Source organism: Lysinibacillus sp. Ag94 (assembly GCF_023242215.1).
GTDB lineage: Bacteria > Bacillota > Bacilli > Bacillales_A > Planococcaceae > Lysinibacillus.
Genome location: NZ_CP096780.1, coordinates 1,613,756 through 1,633,720, shown reverse-complemented (window position 1 = coordinate 1,633,720; position 19,965 = coordinate 1,613,756). Strand labels below are relative to the sequence as shown.

The following is a 19,965-nucleotide window of genomic DNA, read 5'->3' as shown; positions in this document are numbered from 1 at the left end:
ATGCTATAAAGGTACCGTCAGGAAAATGCAAATTTGCAGCGCACTGCCCGTTTCCGAGATAATTTCCCCATTTCTAACAACGCTTAGAAATCTAGATAAAACGAATTAAACAATAACCAGTCACTGGTTCAATACCGTAACTGGCTATAAATAGTATTTTCTTACTGTTAAAAAAGAGATAATTATTTGTAAAATTTCACTCGATCTTCAAGTGATTGGAATTCTTTTTCGCCTGGTGTTACCGTTGGATTGCCAAAGGGCATTTGTGCAATGAGCTTCCAATTTTCAGGGATATTCCATTCTTTTTTCACTTCTTCATCAATTAGTGGATTATAATGTTGTAAAGAAGCTCCTAATCCCTCTGCTTCTAATGCTGCCCACACAACTAATTGGTGCATACCTGATGCTTGATTTGACCAAATTGGAAAGTTCTCAGCATATGCAGCAAATTGCTCTTGAAGCGATTTAACTACAGCCTCATCTTCTAAGAATAATACTGTACCATAACCCGCTTTAAAAGAATCCATTTTTTGTTGAGTGGCAGAAAAATCTCTTTCTCCAACGACTTTTCTTAATACTTCAGTCGTAATGTCCCACAATTTATTATGTGCCTCACCTGATAATACAACAATACGTGCAGTTTGAGAGTTGAATGCTGACGGGGTATATTTCACAGCAAATTCTACAATTTCTTTAATTTTTTCATCCGATATTTTTACCTCTTTATTAATTCCATAGTAAGTACGTCTTTCTTTAAGTGTAGTGTAAAAATCCTTTGTCATCATTTTCCTCCTCTTAAAATTATAAATGGCACTTTTAACTACTAAGTCCTCGCCTAATTACAGCAGGAACCACTTGTTCATAATGAGCATGATAATAATATGGTATCCAAACAAACGAAAGAGTATTCAAAATGTAAAATGTCTAATACAATTTTTTCAAGTTTGCGGGTGTAATGTTGCATCGGCTTTTTATGCAGTAAAGGTAACTTAACTTTCACATTTGAATATATCGCAATAACTTACATGTTTTTTCTCCTTTCCAAGTAAATGAATCAACCTATTAGCCCTAAAAAAATCCGTTATCTATTGAAATAGACAACGGATTTTTTAGGGTGAGGTATTACTCACCTATTTCATTTTGTAATTGCTCTAAAAACTGTACCATAAATTGATGGCGTTCTTTAGCCATTTGCTTACCCTTCTCGGTAATCATTAAATCCTTCAGCAATAATAGCTTCTCATAAAAATGCGTAACTGAGGATGTATTTTTATTGCGATACTCCTCCTCTGTCATATCATTACGTGCATTCTCTTCCTTATCGTAAAGCTTTCGACCCTTAGCTCCACCATAAGCAAAGGTGCGCGCAATACCGATTGCTCCAATCGCATCTAAACGATCTGCATCTCGTACTATTTTTGCTTCTAGAGAAGTTATTTCAAGCTCATTGCCACCATTAAACGATACTTGTGCTATGCAATCTCGAATATGTTGCTTCTTCTCCTCGCTTAATGACAGCTCAGCAATTAGCTTATTCTCTTGCTCCTTACTATCGGTATACTTTTTATCACTAACATCATGCAACAGTACAGCAATTTTTACGACCTCTGCATCGGCTTCTGGTTCTGTTTGTAATATCGTTAACGCATTTTGATAAACACGTTCAATATGTTGAAAATCATGACTAGCATCAAATTGCTCGTAAATCCCTCGTACTTTGTCCATTAAATTGTTCATATTTTTAGTTCAGTCCCTTCATCCTTTATTATACGGTATCTCTTAGTATAGTTGGTAATTAAGTAACGTCTAGGCTTAAAAAAATTGGGAAGTTGTTTTCAATTGACTGATTTTACAGAATATTGTATGATAAATGAACAGAACAACTATTTTTGTTCTGTAGGTTTACTATTTCAGTGATGTACAAAAACTATGTTTTGAACAGATTAAACAACTTCAGCGGGCTTTACAATTGAATACTGTGTTGAAAGATGACGTTCGTATAATGAAAACCAATCATCTAAACAAATAAAAGTGAACACTTTCCCTTAGAAATTCTTTGTTTTAACCCGCATAGTGAATGTACATGACGAGATAAGTGAACAAACAATTATTTTATTTTCACAACCGAGAAAGCTTGGAGCATATGTAGCAAGCGTGTGATATTTTTATCATTAATAGACGTTACCTTCTTCTATTCATTATCTTGAATATGTGTGAACGTAACTCCTCCTATTAATGGCAAATAGCATACCAGTTTCTTGCCAACATTATGCGAAAAGTCAAATCATCAGAGTTGTGCTAACAAGACTAGAGAATTCTTTTTTAGGCAACGATTTTTATGAGTTTTATTGAAGCCGTAAGTATTAGAAGGAAGTAGGAACGATAGTTATGTTATGTAATACCAACCCGCTGAAGAAACAATAAAAGCTGCCCATCTGATTTCTTGTAGATGCTGGCAGCTTTTATTGTTTCTTCAATGCCCAACACGGGAAATTTTAGGGTTATGACGAGCCTTATTACCCTTTTTGTTATTTATTTTCACGATTTTGAATTTGCCTCTTGGATTTGGATACGCTACACAGATTAAAAAATCAATATCCATTCCGGGCTATTAATTTTCTCTTCCCTTTTTTAGTTTTTAGCGGTTGTAACTGAAAAAGCTGCCCTTAATAACTTATAGGAGCAGCTTTTGCAGTTATATATTCTTTTGTACTTCTTTCACGCTAGAACAACCCTACCGCATGTCCTTCATTATCAACATTCATACGCAAAGCGGCTGGTGCTTTTGGTAAACCTGGCATTGTCATAATATCCCCAGTTAAGCATACTAGGAAGCCAGCACCAAGTTTTGGAATGACTTCGCGAATAGTGATTGTAAAGCCTTCTGGACGTCCTAAAAGACTTGGTTGGTCTGATAAAGAGTATTGCGTTTTCGCCATACAAATCGGTAGAGAATCCCAACCAAATTTTTCAATTTGGGCAATTTGTTTTTTTGCTTGGTCGGTAAATTGCACATCTTTCCCACCATAAACTTTTTGCACAATTGTACGTACTTTTTCCTCAATAGATTCTGTTACATCATATAAAGGTGAGAAATTGTTGTCTTCATCAAGAACAGCTAGCACTTGTTCTGCTAAGCCTAGACCACCTTTTCCGCCTTCCTCCCAGACATTTGTACGTGCGATACGAACATGATTTTCTTGACACCAATTCAGGACTGCTTCTAACTCAGCCTCTGTGTCCGTGATAAAACGATTTAAAGCGATAATCGGCTCAACGCCAAATGTACGAATCGTCTCAACGTGCTTGGCTAAATTTTCAATTCCTTGTAAAAGTGCCTCTACATTTTCGCCAACTAGTTCCGTTTTCGCTACACCACCGTGCATTTTTAATGCACGAATTGTAGCTACGATTACAACTGCACTTGGCTTAAAGCCCCCTTTACGCGCTTTAATATTCATAAATTTTTCAGCACCTAAATCTGAACCAAAGCCTGCTTCTGTCACAACGATATCTGCAAGCTTACGAGCTGTTTGTGTCGCCATAATCGAGTTACAGCCGTGTGCGATGTTAGCAAATGGTCCACCGTGAATAATGGCAGGTGTTCCTTCAAGCGTTTGCACTAAGTTTGGTTTGAAGGCATCTTTTAATAACAATGTTAAGGCCCCTTCTACTTGAAGATCACGGACGAATATAGGCTCACGATCAAATGTATAACCGATGACGATACTTGATAAACGTTCACGTAAATCTTCAATACTTGTAGCTAAACAGAAAACGGCCATAATTTCTGATGCAACAGTAATGTCAAAGCCATCCTCACGTGGCATCCCTTGAACAGGACCACCTAGACCCACAACTACTTTACGCAGGGCGCGATCATTTAAATCCATTACACGCTTCCAAATTATACGGCGAGGATCAATGTTTAAAGCATTTCCTTGATGGATATGATTATCAATAAAAGCTGATAATGCATTATTCGCAGTCGTTATCGCATGAAGGTCACCAGTGAAATGCAAGTTAATATCTTCCATTGGTACAACCTGTGCATATCCACCACCTGTTGCGCCACCTTTTACACCCATTACAGGGCCAAGTGATGGCTCACGTAAAGCAACAACAACTTTTTTATTTAATTGATGAAGTGCATCAGCAAGCCCAACCGTTACAGTTGATTTCCCTTCACCTGCTGGAGTTGGACTAATAGCTGTTACTAATACAACCTTAGCATCCTCACCATGTGCTGTAATTTTTAATGGATCAATTTTTGCTTTGTAGCGACCATACTGTTCAAGTGAATCTTCTGGAATACCTACTGCTTTCGCTATTTCAGTAATAGGTTGCATAACCGCTTGATTAGCGATTTCTAAATCTGTCAAAGGTTGTTGTTTTTTCGTTGTCATTTGGCATCCTACTTTCTATGTCGGTCAATTATGCCTCGGCATAATTGCGTCCTGAATCGGCTTTGTGCTTAGGCCTGCACGAGGGCCGACACGATGTCGGTCATTTCGGTAATGCCACAAGACATGGCGTTTTTACCGATGCAGGTCAGTTAGCCGTTATCGCATTTAGGCTAACATCCTCTAAGACTGCTTTTCCGATTCTGGGACATCCGCCGGAGGCCTTAACTTTTTTCAGCAGAAATTTGCTGAAAGAAGTTAATTCCATTATAGACTTTATTGTGAAAAAAATCATAGTAAGTTATTCAAGTATTTCGACAATCGATTGACAACATTGCACAATTCATGTATGTTCTAAATGAAAATGCATTTTTTCACATTTTCACAATTTATGTCACGACTTAATTGATTTTATTCTACATTCAAGCGCATGGGAGGCGAATGCTTATGCAACAGGGAATCGTAAAGTGGTTCAATAATGAAAAAGGTTATGGCTTTATTGAATGTGATGATGGAGAAGATGTATTTGTACATTTTACGGGAATCCAAGAGGAAGGCTTCCGTACACTTGATGAAGGTCAAAAGGTATCATTTGAAGTGGTCGAAGGTAATAGAGGGCCACAGGCGTCAAATGTAGTGAAACTATAAACTCAAAGGAGCTGTTCGGTGGATGAACGGCTCCTTTTTTTCAAATGCTGAAATTAGCGCTACTTTATAACACTATAACTTCAGCGATTGATCCAATAAAAAGCTCCGGGAAAAACTAGCGTTTCCTTCGTTCTATTAGTATCTATAAGAGTAACCCCAAACGCCCCTTCATGTAAATGACCTAGTGTCATAGCAGCTGCAGCCACTTCGTCATAAAAATCCAGTCGAATATTGGGTAGATGTAAGGAGATAAATTGCTCATGTTGTTCAGGTTCAGGTAGTTGTAATACTTCTTTCCATAACTTCACTGTTGCTTGCACATCTTTCACATAAAATTGGACAGATTCCATCGATATTGTTTGATTCGTATCAATGGCTCCATTTGCTTTTAATTGTGCAAAACGTTCCTCATCTGTATCCGTCCACTCAATCAAAAATGGAAAATCAATTGCCTGCTCTGGCTTCCCAAAATGCAATAGCTTCCATTCTACTACAGAGCCATCTGGTCTTGTACGACTACAAGCATCAGGCCCATATACTTCAAATCCAAGCGCACGTAAACGTTGTGCCTCTTGTTCTATATTTTTTGTCCGTAATGCAATTCTTGAAAAACCATAGCGCTCGTTAGCACGTTTAAACGTATAATGTAGGGAATAAGGTAATTTCACTGCATTTTCAAATAAAGTACGATCATAAATCGCTATTTGCTCAATATAGTTTAATCCAAAATAGCTTAACGTATTGTATGTCCCCCACATTGTATGTTGACCACCGTTAACTGTATGGATATTACGTTTATTTAAAAAAACCTTTGTATTTTCTGGTGATTGAACTTGATGAACTAGATGGTCAAAATATAAAGTCATGACTGAACCCCCTTTTTTTCTCTATTATATACTTTACCTGTTAGTTTTGTTGGTTTAAAATAAAATTTAGAATATTATAATTATTAAAAGTTGCTATATTTTACGATATCAGCAACAAAAGGATTTCGATCTAGTAGTTTATTAAAAAACAATAAAGAGGTGATTAAAATGACAGACAAAGTAGCTGCTTTTAAACTAGCATTAGGTAATTACCCAACAGGTGTTACCGTTGTCACTGCTTGTAATGACGTAGGTGAACCTATTGGCTTAACTGTCAATTCCTTTGCGTCAGTTTCCATAGACCCACTCCTTATTTTGTGGTCGCTCGATAAAAAATCACAGCTACATCCATATTTTACAACGACTCAAAAGTTTGCTGTCAATATTTTAGCGAGCAATCAAGAACACTTATGTACGCTATTTTCAAGTAAAATCCCAGATCGTTTCGCCCAGGCTAAATGGTCAACCTCTGCTTTAGGTCTACCGGTTTTACATGATACTGCGGCCATTTTGCAATGCACAACATCTCAGCAAATCGATGCTGGAGATCATACGATATTTATTGGGCAGGTTCTAGAAATTGAGAATTCACAGAAGGAACCCTTACTCTATCATCGCAGGCATATTGGTGAAATCCCAAATAGTTTTTATGAATAGGCTATTGCAAGAAAATATAGACGCAAAAAAACAGGATGACTCGTCGTAATCATCCTGTTTTTTTGACGTATTTTTCCGCTCTTTATCGAAATAATAAGTTTGATTGATGAAACAATAATTAATGAGGTGAATGACAAATGTTAAAAAAATCCCTTTACATGTTACCTATTATTTTTTTACTTTCGACTAATGAATGGGTAACCGCAAATTTTCACACCGCCCCTCCTTCGTTTGAAGAAAAATTCGCTGAAGGTGGATATATATCCGTGGAAAAGGCCGTTAAGGAATTTGAATATCATTGTAAGTGCAAGGTAAAGTTACCTCAATTTATGCCACCGATTTCCTTCACACATCAATTTGGGAAATTTTACGAAGATAAAAAATATAACGTGAATGAAGCATTGAGTATTATGTTTGTTAATAAAGAAATAAAAGAAAATATTTATAAAATTGAGATTCGATCAATAGAGCATAAAATAAACTTTAAAGACAAATTGAACTTAAAAGGTAAAGAATATACTCTTCTAGATGATACAAAAGCAATTTATTTTGAAGACCAACTATTTAACTTTTTTGTCTTTGAAAAAAATAATTTGCAATATTTACTAGGTATTTATAAAGAGGTAACTAACACTGATACACCTTACACATTAGTTAAAATAGCTAACTCTTTAACATAATCTATGCTGTTGCTATGGAGCGCTCATCAGTTCCTAAACATAAAATAGCCAACCTAAACAATCGAATTATCCCCTATACTGTTATTTTTTCTGCGGAAATCTTTGTTTTTCAAGTCTGTTAATTTGCACAATGACACCATCTTGAATCGTAATGTGTACTTCTCCAAATTCCAAATTTTGAATTGCCTTTGCAATTGCCTCTAGTTTATTGTCATTTACCTTTGCCTGTTGAGTCATCCAATACACCCCTTCTTTTAACATATTTGAGGCCAAAACATTAATTATAGCCACTTATCGTATATAGCTCTTTGGATTTGACCTACATATTTATAAAGCTTCTTTTTAGGCCAAGTTGTAGGTATTTCGCTTCTTTGGAATAATTCTATAATTCTGAAAACCGATTGTCAACATAAATATTATAAAACTTATTTGTTTACTAAGGAATTAAAAAACGAAAAAACACCAAAACAAAAACTGTGTAGATTTATTTACCTCTACACAGTTTTTTATTAATCATTTTGTAGGCAATCCATTAGTGCTGTCGCTGTCTTTTGCTTGCCCATAACCTTCATCGGTTTTCCTTTAGCCGGTACAATCCAGTGTGGCTCATCACCACCATATAAAGATTGTGAGCTATTAGCTACCATAAACTGAGCGTTGGCAGATTCCATCCGTAGACGTGCACGGGATAGTAAAAATTCCTCGTCATCTGTTGCCTCGAGTTTAAAGCCTACTAAAGTTACTTTAGGCTGCCACCCTTTTATTTGACCTAATACTTTAGGCGCCTTTTTAAAGTGAATGATAGGTGGCTCATCAGATGGCATTTTACCTGCTTCCTCCATTAAATTTCCAGATTGGTCATACACTTTGTCAATGAGCCAATCAGAACCTGCAGCTGCCATAATAACGATATCCACATGTTCTTCCTGAACAGCATGTCGAACTTTGTCGCCTAAATCTTCAATACCTTCAAATCGAATGGTACGCATTTTGTCTTTGTTCGCCGGAAGCTGTGCAAAATAACCGTGCATATACAATACGTTTGCTCCAGCCTCTAGTGCCGCTTCAGCTAAATAACAGCCCATCGACCCTTTCGATAAATTCGTATGTCCACGCACACGATCCCATTTTTCAAGTGTTCCCCCACTTGTAATGAGTACGGTCTTACCTCGTAATGTCCCCATACACTCACCTTTTTCTAGAAAATATACAATTACTATTTTATCGTAATGCTATGTTATGCTTCAATGTTGTTTTATAAGGTTGGCATTAAATTAATACTATTTCCTATTTTGCTCTTGTAACCAGGAACTTAATATCTCAGCAAATTTCTTGGTCACTGGTGAAGCATGATGTTTCATAGCAATTCCAATTGTGCGATAGCCACCTTGTTTTAAAGGTATAGCTTTTATCGTAGGAGGTAAGTTATACGTCACTAATTTCGGTAAAATACTAATGCCAAGCTGGTGAGCAATCATTGAAATGATCCCTACTTCTTCCGATAGTTCAAAGCGAATATTAGGCTTCACGTGATATTGCTCTAACAACACTTTTACATCATTTGTCCCTTTATATGAAGTCATGATAAATGGCATGTTTTCTAGTTCAACAATATCAATTTCGTCTTTATGATAAAGTGGACTTTTATCGGAGACAATACACAGCAACGGATCCTGCTGAAGTTCGGTAAAATGATACTGTTTAGACTTTTGACCATTTAAAAATCCCGCATCAACCTCTCCACTTAATAGCCATTGTTCAATTTCATAATAATCTCCCTCACGCAATTCGACTTGTATACCAGGAAATTGATTGTCCATAATACGAACAATTTCCGGCATCCAGTTCGAAGAAATACTTGAAATTACACCAATTCTTACTTTTCCTCTCGTAACGCCAAGTATGTGTGCAGCTTCTTGCTGTAATAGTTCTTGTGCATCGAGGACATGTCTCATTGCCCTCAGCATTGTATTCCCTTCACTCGTTAACGTGACACCAGCTCGACTTCTGTGAATGAGTGCAAAGCCGAACTCCTTTTCTAAGCTTGAAACAGCATGACTTACAGCAGATTGGGTTAATCCCAATGCATCTGCTGCTTTTGTAAAGCTAGCTACCTCAGCCACTTTATTCAAAATCTCATATTTGACTAAACTCATCGCCTTGTCCTCTATATACATGAATTTTTTTAATACCAACCATTATAAACATTCGTTTTACTAATCACAATACAAGATTTATAGTAAATTTTAGAATAAAAACTGTTTTAGTACACAGATTGTAGGTGAGCATAATGAGTATCCAAGGAAAAGCAAATTTATTAATGGTTATTGTGACAATGTTTTGGGGCTTATCTTATACTTTTATGGTAATGGGGCTTGAAACATTGGCTGTTTATAATGTGGTGGCTTTGCGTTGTATCATCGCATTTTTCGTAGCTGGTATTATCTTTTATAAACGCATGATTAAAGTCGATGTGAAGACACTAAAATATGCAGCTATACAAGGGTTTATATTATTCATTGTGTTCGTTCTAAGCTTATTCGGACTAGAAACGACATCGGTATCAAATGCTGGTTTTATTTTAAGTCTAACAGTTATCTTAGTACCTATTTTCAGCAGTTTTATTGACAAGAAATTACCTTCAAGAGCAGTTAGCTTTGCAATTATTTGCACAATGATTGGGATTACAATTTTAACGGCACATGGCTCATTTACCTTTCAAAAAGGAGATATTCTAGTAGCCATTGCTGCACTATGTTATTCGTTTTACTTACTATTAAACAGCTCATTTACACGGAGCGTTGAATCAATTTCTTATGGCGTTTACCAGCTCGGTTTTGCTGGACTTTATGCACTTGTATTAACATTTATTTTCGAAACACCAACACTTCCAAATACAACGACTTCTTGGATTGCTATTATAGGACTTGGTGTCATTTGTAGTGCATTTTGCTTCGTAGGTCAAACTGTTGCACAACAGTTTACCTCTGCTACACATACAGGACTAATATTTTCCTTAGAGCCAATTTTCGCGGCGATGTTTGCCATGCTGTTTATCGGTGAAGGAATAACAGTAAAAATAGTAATAGGTGGTAGCTTTATTCTAATTGGTAATCTCGTTGCCCAATTAGAGCATCTCCATGTTTTACGCTTTATTAAAAAACATGAACAAGAAAAAGCTATAAATTAATTCAGAGTGGTGCATGTGCACTCACTCTGTTTTTTAAAACTCACCTTGTTAAAGTGAATCAAGGCAAATAGCAATTATCATCAAAGTATATATTATGTCGTCATAGGTTCAGCTGACTGCTCAGCGAATAATACGATAACACCCTGTTCAACGAGATGAGCATAGTAAGCTGTTTGACCTTCCGTAAGGTCAAATCGCTTAAATCCTTCTTTTACAGCCGATTCACCGGTAAACCAAGACTTAATTTGATCAACCCAATTCCCCACCTCATGGGTTTTAACATTAGCACCCCATTTTACACCATCAAATTTGCTTGGATCCTTTGCAATAACATAAATGTCCTCTATTTGACATGCCTCTAAACGCAAACTTTCTAAAATATGGAGCATTTCTTCCCTCGTATGGGCCACTTCAATTTGTGGGTTTTGCTCATTTATCATGTTCAATTCCTCCTAATTTGTTTGGCTTACTAAGAATCTTACCTTCCTATTCAAGAAATAAATCCATTTTACCCATTCTTTTAACGAACTTTAATATTTGTAATATCTTTGTGATCCATGTTCACCTTTTGAAACAATGGTCTAATACTTTTATGAAATATTAAAAAAATAGGCAATGGAAGTACATTATAGTCCCCTTTGCCTATCATTTAATTGGTTTTCAATGCCCAAGGAATGCCTTCAACATCCATGTATGCTTCTCTAACGATTGATACATAGCATTTAGTATATCCTCTGTTCGATCGTCTCCTTCTTCTGCCGCAAGCTCCATCGTCGAATTCAAAGCCTTCATAAGTTTTTGGAAATCTGCAATGATTGTTGCTACCATTTCTTCTGTCGTCTCATTCCCTGCCGCTTCCTCTATAAAGGATAGCTCAAGATGCTCTTTTAACGTAGCAACTGGTTTTCCATCTTTCGAAAGAATACGTTCTGCAATTTCATCTAGATTTAACGTTGTTTCATTATATAATTCTTCAAATTTTGCATGTAGTGTAAAGAAAGCTTTCCCCGTCACATACCAATGATAATTGTGCAATTTCGTATAAAGTACAGACCATGTAGCGACAAGTTTATTTAATTGTTTGTTTAAGTTTTGTGACATTATTTCTCCTCCAATGTACCAGTTATTCTAGTCTCTTTAGTATGCGTTGCAAAGTATGCTAGCTATACACACATTTTTCTCATTGGAAAAAATTCTAAGGTCATCTGTAGATAAAAAATACAAAACCAAAACATTTTCCGCTACATAACCAGTCCTAAAATACAAATGGATACCATCAATTGGAAGTTTAAAAATCATCAAAACTAATAAGAGATTGTCATTTACAATTAGACTACTTTAGTTCCTCTTTTATCTTTGTCACTGGAAGCTTTGAAACTTAGCAATCCACTCTTACATCCCCCTTACCTTAAATACAGTATAACTATTACGAACATAAGTTTCTAAACTATTGTTACATTTTTAAGAACATTGAAACTATTACCTATAATTATTTCACTTTCCGAAATAGTTTCGTTATAATGGAATCACTTACTAAAAAGGGGTGTTCATAAATGGAGGTATTACCATTACGAAAAGATGTACCAGTAGAACAAACATGGGACTTAACAGATTTACTTAAAAATGACGCGGATTTTGAACGTGCTTTAGCGCAGCTTGTAGAAGATGCAATAAATTTCGAAAGCACGTATCAAGGTACAATTACGGGTGCTCAAAAGGTAATTGATGTTTTAAAAGCTTATGAAGCACTATATGAAAGCATAGTTCCTATTGGTACTTATGCAAGCTTAAATAATCAGGCTGACCATACAAATAACGAAGCTCAAATGCGTGCTGCAAAATATGGTACGGCAGTCGGAAAAATAAGTAGTACAATTTCTTTTGTACGCAGTGAATTACTAGCACTAGATGAGTCTATTTTAGAGGAAGCTGCTACATTAAGCCCTAATTATAAAGTCTATATAGAGGAATTATTAAAACAAAAGCCGCATCAGCTACATCCAGAGGTGGAAAAAGCACTAGCTGCATTTAGCTCTACTTTTGATGCACCGTATGAAACGTATAATACGACAAAGCTTGTAGATATGCATTTTGGAGAATTTGATGCCAATGGCGAAAAACATCCACTTAGTTTTGTATTATACGAGAATGATTGGGAGTTTGACGCCGATACAAATGTTCGCCGTGCAGCTTTCCAAGCATTTTCGAATAAGTTGCGCGATTATCAGCACACAACTGCAAAAATTTATAACACACATATTCAACAGGAAAAAACGATGGCTGATTTACGAGGTTTTGATTCTGTCATTGACTATTTATTATTTGATCAAGATGTTGATCGTACGCTCTATAATCGTCAAATAGATTTGATTACGAAAGAGCTTGCTCCACATATGCGCCGTTACGCAAAGCTTATTCAACAAGCAAACGGCATTGAAAAAATGACATTTGCCGATCTAAAGATTGCCCTTGATCCAGACTATGATCCGAAATTAACAATGGCTGAAGCAAAAGAATATGTTGAAAATGCATTAGACGTTATGGGTGAAGGTTACAAAGAGATGCTCGAAAAGGCCTTTAACGAACGCTGGATTGATTATGCACCAAACAAAGGAAAATCGACTGGGGCATTCTGCTCAAGTCCATATGGTAGTCATCCGTATATTTTAATGTCTTGGAATGAACGTATGAATGAGGTATTCACTTTAATTCATGAGCTTGGGCACGCAGGTCATTTTGTGAATGCACATAGCCATCAATCCTATTTTAACAGTCGTCCGTCGTTATACTTTATCGAGGCACCATCAACAATGAATGAAATGCTGCTAGCCAATTATTTATTAACCCATAATGACGATCTTCGCTTCAAACGTTGGGTAATTTCAAATATTGTATCCAAAACGTATTATCATAACTTTGTCACACACTTACTAGAGGCAGCTTATCAACGAAAAGTATATGAATTAATCGATGCGGGAGAAGCTGTGAATGCTACTGTTTTAAATCACTTAAAACGCTCCGTATTAGAAGATTTCTGGGGTGACACCGTCGATATTACGGAGGGAGCAGAGCTTACTTGGATGCGTCAACCACACTATTATATGGGCCTATATCCATACACATATAGCGCTGGCTTAACAATTTCCACACAAGTATCTAAGCGTATCTTAAAAGAAGGGAAGACGGCTGTAGATGAATGGTTAGCAGTCCTTCAAGCTGGAGGTACAAAATCACCTGTGGAGCTAGCTCAAATGGCGGGTGTCGATGTTACAACAGATCAGCCGCTTCGAGATACGATTGCTTATATTGGTCACCTTATTGATGAGCTCGAAAGATTAACGATAGAAATGGAAGCTGTCAAAGGCTAAACAAAGTAATTAACCATCTATGCTATTTTTAAAGCGTAGATGGTTTTTTAGTTCTAAGCAGGGAAATATATACATATACTAGAATCAAGCCACCCCCCTAATGTTTTTTTTGATATTTCTAAATAGACAATCATTTTTCTTCGTACAAATGTACCGTTATTATTAATTGTATGCAATTTATTTAGCAAAATTCTACTAACAATTTTCAAAGGAAGTGTTTCTAATTATGGTAAAACGTAATGATCCATGCCCATGCGGTAGCGGCAAAAAATATAAAAAATGTTGTGAAGGTAAACAACAGGTTACCGTAGAAGCTGTAGCAATCGAAGAATTAGAGCGTGTACTACAAACATTTTACTTAGAATATCCAGAACGTAAAGATGTTCGTGCCTATATAGAGCATGTAGGTTCATGGCAGCCTAAATTAGAGAGCGTACTACAAAGAGAGCTGATCGAGGCGATCGCGTTAGACGACTTCTTCTTCCATCAGGAACCATCAATTTGGAAAGGTTACTTAAAGAAAACAAAGAAAAAAACGGTAAGACCTTCTACGGTAAAAGTGTTAGAAGGCTGGTCACAACCTCGTTTATTTATTGGTTCGGTGTTAGTTGTAGAAGAAAAATATTTCAAGGCTACACATGTGTTAACAAATGAAGAGATTCATATTCGTCGTGAAAATGACAAACCAATCCCTGAAGGTATGCATGTCTTTGCATTCATCTTACCAGATGGTACAAAAAAATCGGAACATTATTTAGCTGTATCAACGCTTATCTTCTTCCCAGAAGATCATGCTAAAGTATTTGAGCAATTTAAGAAAACTTTTGATGCTTCTGAGAAGAAGGCAGGAGCATTCCTAAAAGAAGAGCATTTATCCTTCTGGGAACTACTTGTGTCAAACGGTTATAAAGGCGAGGAGTTCACGAACTTTGAGAGCAATGTAATCACTCAGGTTAAAGATTTCCTTGAGCAAAATGAGCGTGAAACAGCTCCTTTGTTAGAGCTTTTAGAGGACTATTTAATTGAAGGACAACCATCTGCGCGCAAAGAGGCTGCTATTGCTGCCGGCGCGATTCGATATGGTCAAGAAAAAGAGTTATTCGAGCCGTTATCACTGACTGTAAAAGAAATTGCGGCGACGTTCGATATTTCAGCTTCCTCTCTCACAAAATACTACCAAGACTTAAGTAGCTATGCTGCAACTAAATAATGCTTAAAATAGCGCCACACACCCTGGAGGAGATTTAGAGTGTGTGGCGCATTTTAGTTACCATAGAAAAAAGCTACTTTTATTATCGGCAATGAGCCAACAACAAAGTAGCTTTTTCTATGGTAACCAACCAATACTATTATTTCCGAACATATTGTTATTTATGCATCGAAATTAGTAAATATGATTATTTATTGAGCAAAAATGAAATAAGCTTTATTTTATTTAAACATAGTCTGTTTAGTTCCTATGATTACTTTGCGACATTTCTGTACTGGTTAAAAACATTATTTACTATACACCTTCAAGAGCTCTTCTCCAAGAAATTGTAGTCGCTCTCCTACGGTGCACGCTTCAATACAAAAGCGGTGAGCTCCAGGTTTACCACGATCTTTTCGTAATTGCTTTATCACTAAGCAATCGGCACAATACGTATCATGTAGTTCGTCAATATCTTTCATAACCGTCACTTTATCCAAATTGAACTCTCGCTCCTTTCACGTCCAAATTTTACTTCCTACTATTATGAAGTGAACATTTTGAACAAGCAACTATTTTGTTTATCCATTAACATCTTTCTGCAAATCTCTTTTGTATCGACAGGCACAGGTGATTTTGTAGTTACAAAATGCCTTTTGTATCGAAAGCATAGCGACAGGTACATTTCTCATCTTTTTAAGCAGTGAGATAAAAGCGGATTTGGGCTACTTTCTTTTCAGCAGGTGTCTAAACCTTGCTGAAAGAAGTAAAGCCTCTGGCAGATGCCACTAAAATTATGCCAAGGCATAATCGATCTTCTACTTAGATATTGTGAAAAAGCACTATTGATGTACAATTAATGTATAATCTAAATCAAAAAGTAGGGATTTTATGTTAGAAGTATATATTGATGCTGCTAGTGCAGGAAATCCTGGCCCCAGTGGTATTGGGATATTTATTAAAGGAGAAGGCCATCATATACAAATCAGTGAGTATATCGGGCAAACCAATAACCACATTGCCGAATTTACTGCCTTAGTACGCGGTCTTGAGGAAGCACAAAAGCTTGGTTCAAACCTAGTCTCAGTGCGCTCCGATTCAAAAATTGTTGTAGCCTCTATGGAAAAAGAATATGTGAAAAATGAGGAATTTAAACCTTATTTTGAGCAGGCACTTACACTTGCAAATAGCTTCGATTTATTTTTCATTAAATGGGTTCCAGATATACAAAATAAAGCGGCAGATGCACTTGCACGTAAAGCGATTCAAAAAGAAAAAAATTAAACAATGGGGACTGTCCCTTGCCTTACCAAGAGTCGGTCTCCTCCCTTCCTTTATTCAGATACTTACTATCCCCCAATATTTCATTTTTATCATTCTTCATATATAAAAAAAAATATAGACTTATGCTTATGAGCAATCTCATAGCAATCGCCAAGTCCTCATCCAATTAACTTACATACATGGCATTTATATATAAATATCACCCCTGATTTTTGATGATGAACCATAAATCAATATATTTTCCAATTATTATTAGTATAATTTGTATCTTGAATGTTATTTTATTGACATACTTTTGTAATATTACAATGATAATATCATATATGTATTAAGTTTTTAAAAGTTTTCAGGAGGATACATATTATGAAAAAGAAGAATAAAAAGTATAGATGGGGATTGAAATTAGCTACATTGGCTTTAAGTTCATCTGTACTTTTTTCAACAATTGACACAGCATCGGCAGCAACTTATACAGTAAAATCTGGTGATTCTTTATGGAAGATTGCCAATCAGTACGGTGTTACTTATCAAACATTGATGAAATGGAATAACTTATCTTCTACGACAATTCGCGTTGGACAAAAGTTAAACCTCAATACCCCACTCACATCAGCAACAATATCAACACCTACACCTAAGCCAACAGCTGCACCTAAACCAACAGTTACACCTAAACCAACTACTAATCTAGTGCAAGTTGCTAAAAAACAATTAGGCGTAAAATATACATTTGGTGGAAGTAAGCCGAGTACAGGTTTTGATTGCTCAGGCTACGTCACTTATGTGTATAATAATGCTGGTATTTCTACAGCTCGTAAGTCTGCAGCAGGTTTTTACAGTTCAGCTAAAAAAGTAAGTTCACCTCAAGTAGGTGATTTAGTATTCTTCGCTAATACATATAAAGCTGGTATTTCTCATGTAGGCATTTATATTGGAAATAGTCAAATGATTAGTGCAAGTGACGGTGGTGTTTCTGTTGCTAACTTAAATAGCTCTTATTGGAAATCACACTTTGCTGGATATGGTCGTATAAAGTGAATAAAAAAACAGTTGGGATGCCCGAAGGCACTGAAAAAGTCTATATCTTCTCACATTGCGAGGTATTCAACGATATAATCGTTGAATACCTCGCTTTTTTCATTTGGCACTGTGACTCTACTGTTGTTTTCCGAAGCATTCCGCTCGCTTTCCGCGGGCGAGCGCCGAGCCTCCTCCTACGCTTCGCTTCGTGCGGGGGCTCGTCTGTCTCGCTTTCCCGCAGGAGTCGAGCGATGCTTCTCCAAACAACGCAATGTATCACACTATTATTTTAGTCACGCTTTCCTTTATAATAAAAGAATTAATGTGCAGGTGGTGCCCCCGCGACAAGAAAAGCACGTACGGGTAAAAAAGGGACGAGTAAGAGTCAAAGTCAGACCTATTATTTTGACATTGAAAAATGCAAAGTATGTCCAATGAGAGAGGGCTGTTATAAAGAAGATGCAAAAAGTAAAACATATTCTGTCACAATTAAGTCGGATACACATGCCGAACAAGAGGCATTTCAAAATACGGAAGCATTTAAGCAATTAGCCGCAAATCGCTACAAAATAGAAGCGAAGAATAGTGAATAAAAAAACGGACATGGATATGATACGGCATCGACTGCGGGTCTATTTGGCATGGAAATTCAAGGTGCTACAACGATATTCGCTGTCAATTTGAAACGGATATTAAAGCAACTAAACGAAAATGAATAAGGAATAGAGACAGAAATAAGGCACTTCTTGTTCAATTTTGAACAGGAAGTGCCTTATTTTTATCTGAAAAAGGTTCGCTATTTTAAAACCGTAAGTTTTTCAGTACCCACGGGATGCCCCAACTGTTTTTTATTTATACATGTGCTACTTTTTTCGCTTTTATTTTTAATAAACGTATTAAATAAATGATAAAGACTACAACTAGCGAGCCTGCTCCAGTTAGATAGACAGAAGAATAGCCTACTTGCACGGCCACCATTCCTAAAATATAAGAGCCAAGCGCAATACCAATGTCAAACATCGTAAAGAACGTTGCTGTTGCATAACCGCTGCGTGTATGTGATGTGGACTGTATAGCTAATGTTTGTAAGCTTGTAGTTACTGCCCCATAGCCAAATCCAATAAAAATGGCTGCCAATAAAAATAGTGCTGGTCCTGAGACAAATGCGAGCATAACAAGACCGATAGCAAAGAGTATAATACCAGGTATAATAACAAACTGCGGCCCTTTTGTATCATAAAGTTTGCCTGTATATGGACGTGTAATAAGCATTGCTGCTGCAAAAACTGCATAAAATAGACTTGCTACAGCCATTAAATCTTTTTGCTGAGCGTAGACTGATAAAAACGATAAAACACTCGAATATGAAAATGCTACTAAACTAGCAATCGCTGCAACTGGAAGTGCACGATATTCAAATAAATCATTAAATTTAAATGTCAATTTACCCTGATGTTCTGACTTAGATAAATCATCAGTATTTATCGTTACAGCTAAAATGCCCCCTGCTAATATACAAATACTCATCACAATAAATAGCACATTAAAGCTACTATATTGAATAAGTAGCAAACCGATAAATGGTCCAATAACTACTGCTAAGTTAGTAGACATTGCGAAATAGCCTAGCCCTGCACCTTTTCGATTGGCTGGCACTATATCTGCGGCTAAAGAGCCAGCTGCTGTTGTAATAACACTAAAAAATATCCCTTGAATAAAACGTAATCCTAGTAAAAGTCCAAAAGGATGAATAAATAAATAGAAGACTGTACATAAAAAATAGCCTATTATTGATATAACTAAAAGCTTTTTCTTCCCAAAAACATCTAATAATTTACCCGAAAAAGGACGAACTATAATAGCTGATAATAAAAATCCTGATATTAACAATCCCGCTTCCTTGTCTGTCTGATGCAACTCACCGATCGCATATAACGGCAAAGTCGTTACCAATCCATAAAAAACAAAAAATACCGAGATATTTGTTAAAAAGAGACTAATAAACCGTTTCGTCCATATTTTTGTATTCCCCTCTTGCTGCACATCTATCAACCTTTCATTTTTTCCAATAAAATTATAAATTGCTGTTGTTCTTCATCTGTCAATGCCCCTACCATTTCTTCCTCAAAAGCTAAGATGGTTTCAGTGATAGCAGGCAAATGTTCCTCTGCATATGGTGATAAAGTAACGATTTTTTCACGTTTATCTTCACCATCCATTCTAAGCACCCAACCTAAAGCCTCAAGTCGAGTAATTGCTCTAGTTATACTCGGTGCCTCAACATTTAAATACTTCCAAATTTGTGTTAATGTCATTGGCCCATGATTATGTAAGCAATATAAAATAGCCCATTGTGAGCTATACAAGTTGTGCTGTTTCAGTACTTCATTTAAACAATTCGTTAAATAACGACTTTTTTGGAATAAAGCATGAAAAATAGGATTCATGTTAGCGTCCTCCTTATTTATTTACCTAGCTAAATAAATACTATACGCTTCATTTTTTTCACTGTAAAGTGTTTGAAGTTTTGATGGCGCATAACCACAGCAACTTACGTATTTGTACATCAGTGATAAGCTTGCATTTTATCAGCGATTTTCTCCGAAGCACTAACTATCAGAAGGGAATTTTTTAAAAGTGTCGAATTAAGCTAATAGATT

At 36.3% G+C, this 19,965-nt stretch carries 20 protein-coding genes and 1 pseudogene; 9 read left to right on the top strand and 12 right to left on the bottom strand.

From position 1 onward, the window contains the following. Positions 1–182: 182 nt before the first annotated feature. The 3 genes from MY533_RS07405 to MY533_RS07395 all read right to left on the bottom strand — a co-directional run bounded on the left by MY533_RS07405 (position 183) and on the right by MY533_RS07395 (position 4,406). Entirely contained in the window at positions 183–782 is a 600-nt protein-coding gene (locus tag MY533_RS07405; protein ID WP_248719173.1) for a nitroreductase family protein, read from the bottom strand. A gap of 340 nt (positions 783–1,122) precedes the next feature. Then, on the bottom strand, positions 1,123–1,737 hold the full coding sequence (locus MY533_RS07400; protein WP_248718576.1) for an HD domain-containing protein: 615 nt from the start codon (positions 1,735–1,737) through the stop codon (positions 1,123–1,125). A 986-nt stretch (positions 1,738–2,723) separates the two neighbouring features. After that, positions 2,724–4,406: a formate--tetrahydrofolate ligase gene (locus MY533_RS07395; RefSeq protein WP_248718575.1), complete on the bottom strand. Its 1,683-nt coding sequence runs from the start codon at positions 4,404–4,406 to the stop codon at positions 2,724–2,726. Positions 4,407–4,850: 444 nt separating this feature from the next. On the opposite strand from MY533_RS07395, the gene MY533_RS07390 reads away from it, so the two are divergent. Further along, positions 4,851–5,051, top strand: coding sequence for a cold-shock protein (locus tag MY533_RS07390; RefSeq protein ID WP_248718574.1), 201 nt, complete (start codon positions 4,851–4,853; stop codon positions 5,049–5,051). Positions 5,052–5,131: 80 nt separating this feature from the next. Here MY533_RS07390 and MY533_RS07385 read toward each other — a convergent pair whose 3' ends face one another. Continuing rightward, entirely contained in the window at positions 5,132–5,917 is a 786-nt protein-coding gene (locus MY533_RS07385; RefSeq protein WP_248718573.1) for a VOC family protein, read from the bottom strand. Between the two features lie 168 nt (positions 5,918–6,085). Between MY533_RS07385 and MY533_RS07380 the strand changes: the two genes are divergently transcribed. Both MY533_RS07380 and MY533_RS07375 read left to right on the top strand, forming a co-directional pair. Then, positions 6,086–6,574 (top strand): flavin reductase family protein, encoded by a 489-nt coding sequence (locus MY533_RS07380; RefSeq protein WP_248718572.1) that lies wholly within the window; start codon positions 6,086–6,088, stop codon positions 6,572–6,574. A 137-nt stretch (positions 6,575–6,711) separates the two neighbouring features. Next, positions 6,712–7,254: a carbon monoxide dehydrogenase gene (locus MY533_RS07375; protein WP_248718571.1), complete on the top strand. Its 543-nt coding sequence runs from the start codon at positions 6,712–6,714 to the stop codon at positions 7,252–7,254. An 81-nt stretch (positions 7,255–7,335) separates the two neighbouring features. On the opposite strand, the gene MY533_RS07370 is transcribed toward MY533_RS07375, so the two are convergent. The 3 genes from MY533_RS07370 to MY533_RS07360 form a co-directional block, all read right to left on the bottom strand. Continuing rightward, positions 7,336–7,491, bottom strand: coding sequence for a YezD family protein (locus MY533_RS07370; protein ID WP_132358892.1), 156 nt, complete (start codon positions 7,489–7,491; stop codon positions 7,336–7,338). 272 nt (positions 7,492–7,763) lie between these two features. Next, a complete protein-coding gene (locus MY533_RS07365; protein ID WP_248718570.1) occupies positions 7,764–8,438 on the bottom strand; it encodes a phosphopantothenoylcysteine decarboxylase domain-containing protein in 675 nt (224 codons plus the stop codon). Between the two features lie 96 nt (positions 8,439–8,534). Continuing rightward, entirely contained in the window at positions 8,535–9,410 is an 876-nt protein-coding gene (locus MY533_RS07360) for a LysR family transcriptional regulator (RefSeq protein ID WP_248718569.1), read from the bottom strand. 134 nt (positions 9,411–9,544) lie between these two features. On the opposite strand from MY533_RS07360, the gene MY533_RS07355 reads away from it, so the two are divergent. Beyond that, complete coding sequence (locus MY533_RS07355; RefSeq protein ID WP_248718568.1) at positions 9,545–10,444, top strand: DMT family transporter; 900 nt, start codon at positions 9,545–9,547, stop codon at positions 10,442–10,444. 92 nt (positions 10,445–10,536) lie between these two features. Here MY533_RS07355 and MY533_RS07350 read toward each other — a convergent pair whose 3' ends face one another. Further along, the gene (locus tag MY533_RS07350; RefSeq protein ID WP_248718567.1) at positions 10,537–10,884 is read right to left on the bottom strand and encodes a general stress protein; all 348 of its coding nucleotides are present in this window, start codon (positions 10,882–10,884) and stop codon (positions 10,537–10,539) included. A 220-nt stretch (positions 10,885–11,104) separates the two neighbouring features. Then, positions 11,105–11,545, bottom strand: coding sequence for a Dps family protein (locus MY533_RS07345; protein WP_248718566.1), 441 nt, complete (start codon positions 11,543–11,545; stop codon positions 11,105–11,107). Between the two features lie 452 nt (positions 11,546–11,997). On the opposite strand from MY533_RS07345, the gene pepF reads away from it, so the two are divergent. After that, positions 11,998–13,812, top strand: coding sequence for an oligoendopeptidase F (pepF, locus tag MY533_RS07340; protein ID WP_248718565.1), 1,815 nt, complete (start codon positions 11,998–12,000; stop codon positions 13,810–13,812). Positions 13,813–14,038: 226 nt separating this feature from the next. Continuing rightward, positions 14,039–15,022, top strand: coding sequence for an SEC-C domain-containing protein (locus tag MY533_RS07335; RefSeq protein WP_248718564.1), 984 nt, complete (start codon positions 14,039–14,041; stop codon positions 15,020–15,022). Between the two features lie 287 nt (positions 15,023–15,309). Here MY533_RS07335 and MY533_RS07330 read toward each other — a convergent pair whose 3' ends face one another. Further along, positions 15,310–15,501, bottom strand: coding sequence for a zinc-finger domain-containing protein (locus tag MY533_RS07330; protein WP_132358910.1), 192 nt, complete (start codon positions 15,499–15,501; stop codon positions 15,310–15,312). A gap of 391 nt (positions 15,502–15,892) precedes the next feature. On the opposite strand from MY533_RS07330, the gene MY533_RS07325 reads away from it, so the two are divergent. From MY533_RS07325 to MY533_RS07315, 3 genes and pseudogenes are all read left to right on the top strand, one after another. After that, positions 15,893–16,285 carry a ribonuclease HI family protein gene (locus tag MY533_RS07325; RefSeq protein ID WP_248718563.1) on the top strand — a complete coding sequence of 131 codons (393 nt, stop codon included), beginning with the start codon at positions 15,893–15,895 and terminating at the stop codon, positions 16,283–16,285. Between the two features lie 363 nt (positions 16,286–16,648). Beyond that, positions 16,649–17,323 (top strand): C40 family peptidase, encoded by a 675-nt coding sequence (locus tag MY533_RS07320; RefSeq protein ID WP_248718562.1) that lies wholly within the window; start codon positions 16,649–16,651, stop codon positions 17,321–17,323. 305 nt (positions 17,324–17,628) lie between these two features. Continuing rightward, positions 17,629–18,024: pseudogene (locus tag MY533_RS07315) on the top strand (transposase); the annotation flags it as partial. Between the two features lie 133 nt (positions 18,025–18,157). Here the strand turns inward: MY533_RS07315 and MY533_RS07310 are convergent. Both MY533_RS07310 and MY533_RS07305 read right to left on the bottom strand, forming a co-directional pair. Then, positions 18,158–19,354: an MFS transporter gene (locus tag MY533_RS07310; protein ID WP_248719172.1), complete on the bottom strand. Its 1,197-nt coding sequence runs from the start codon at positions 19,352–19,354 to the stop codon at positions 18,158–18,160. Continuing rightward, positions 19,354–19,752, bottom strand: a complete 399-nt coding sequence (locus MY533_RS07305) for a MarR family winged helix-turn-helix transcriptional regulator (RefSeq protein ID WP_248718561.1) — start codon at positions 19,750–19,752, stop codon at positions 19,354–19,356. The genes MY533_RS07310 and MY533_RS07305 overlap by 1 nt, the downstream gene beginning before the upstream one ends. Positions 19,753–19,965: the final 213 nt, after the last annotated feature.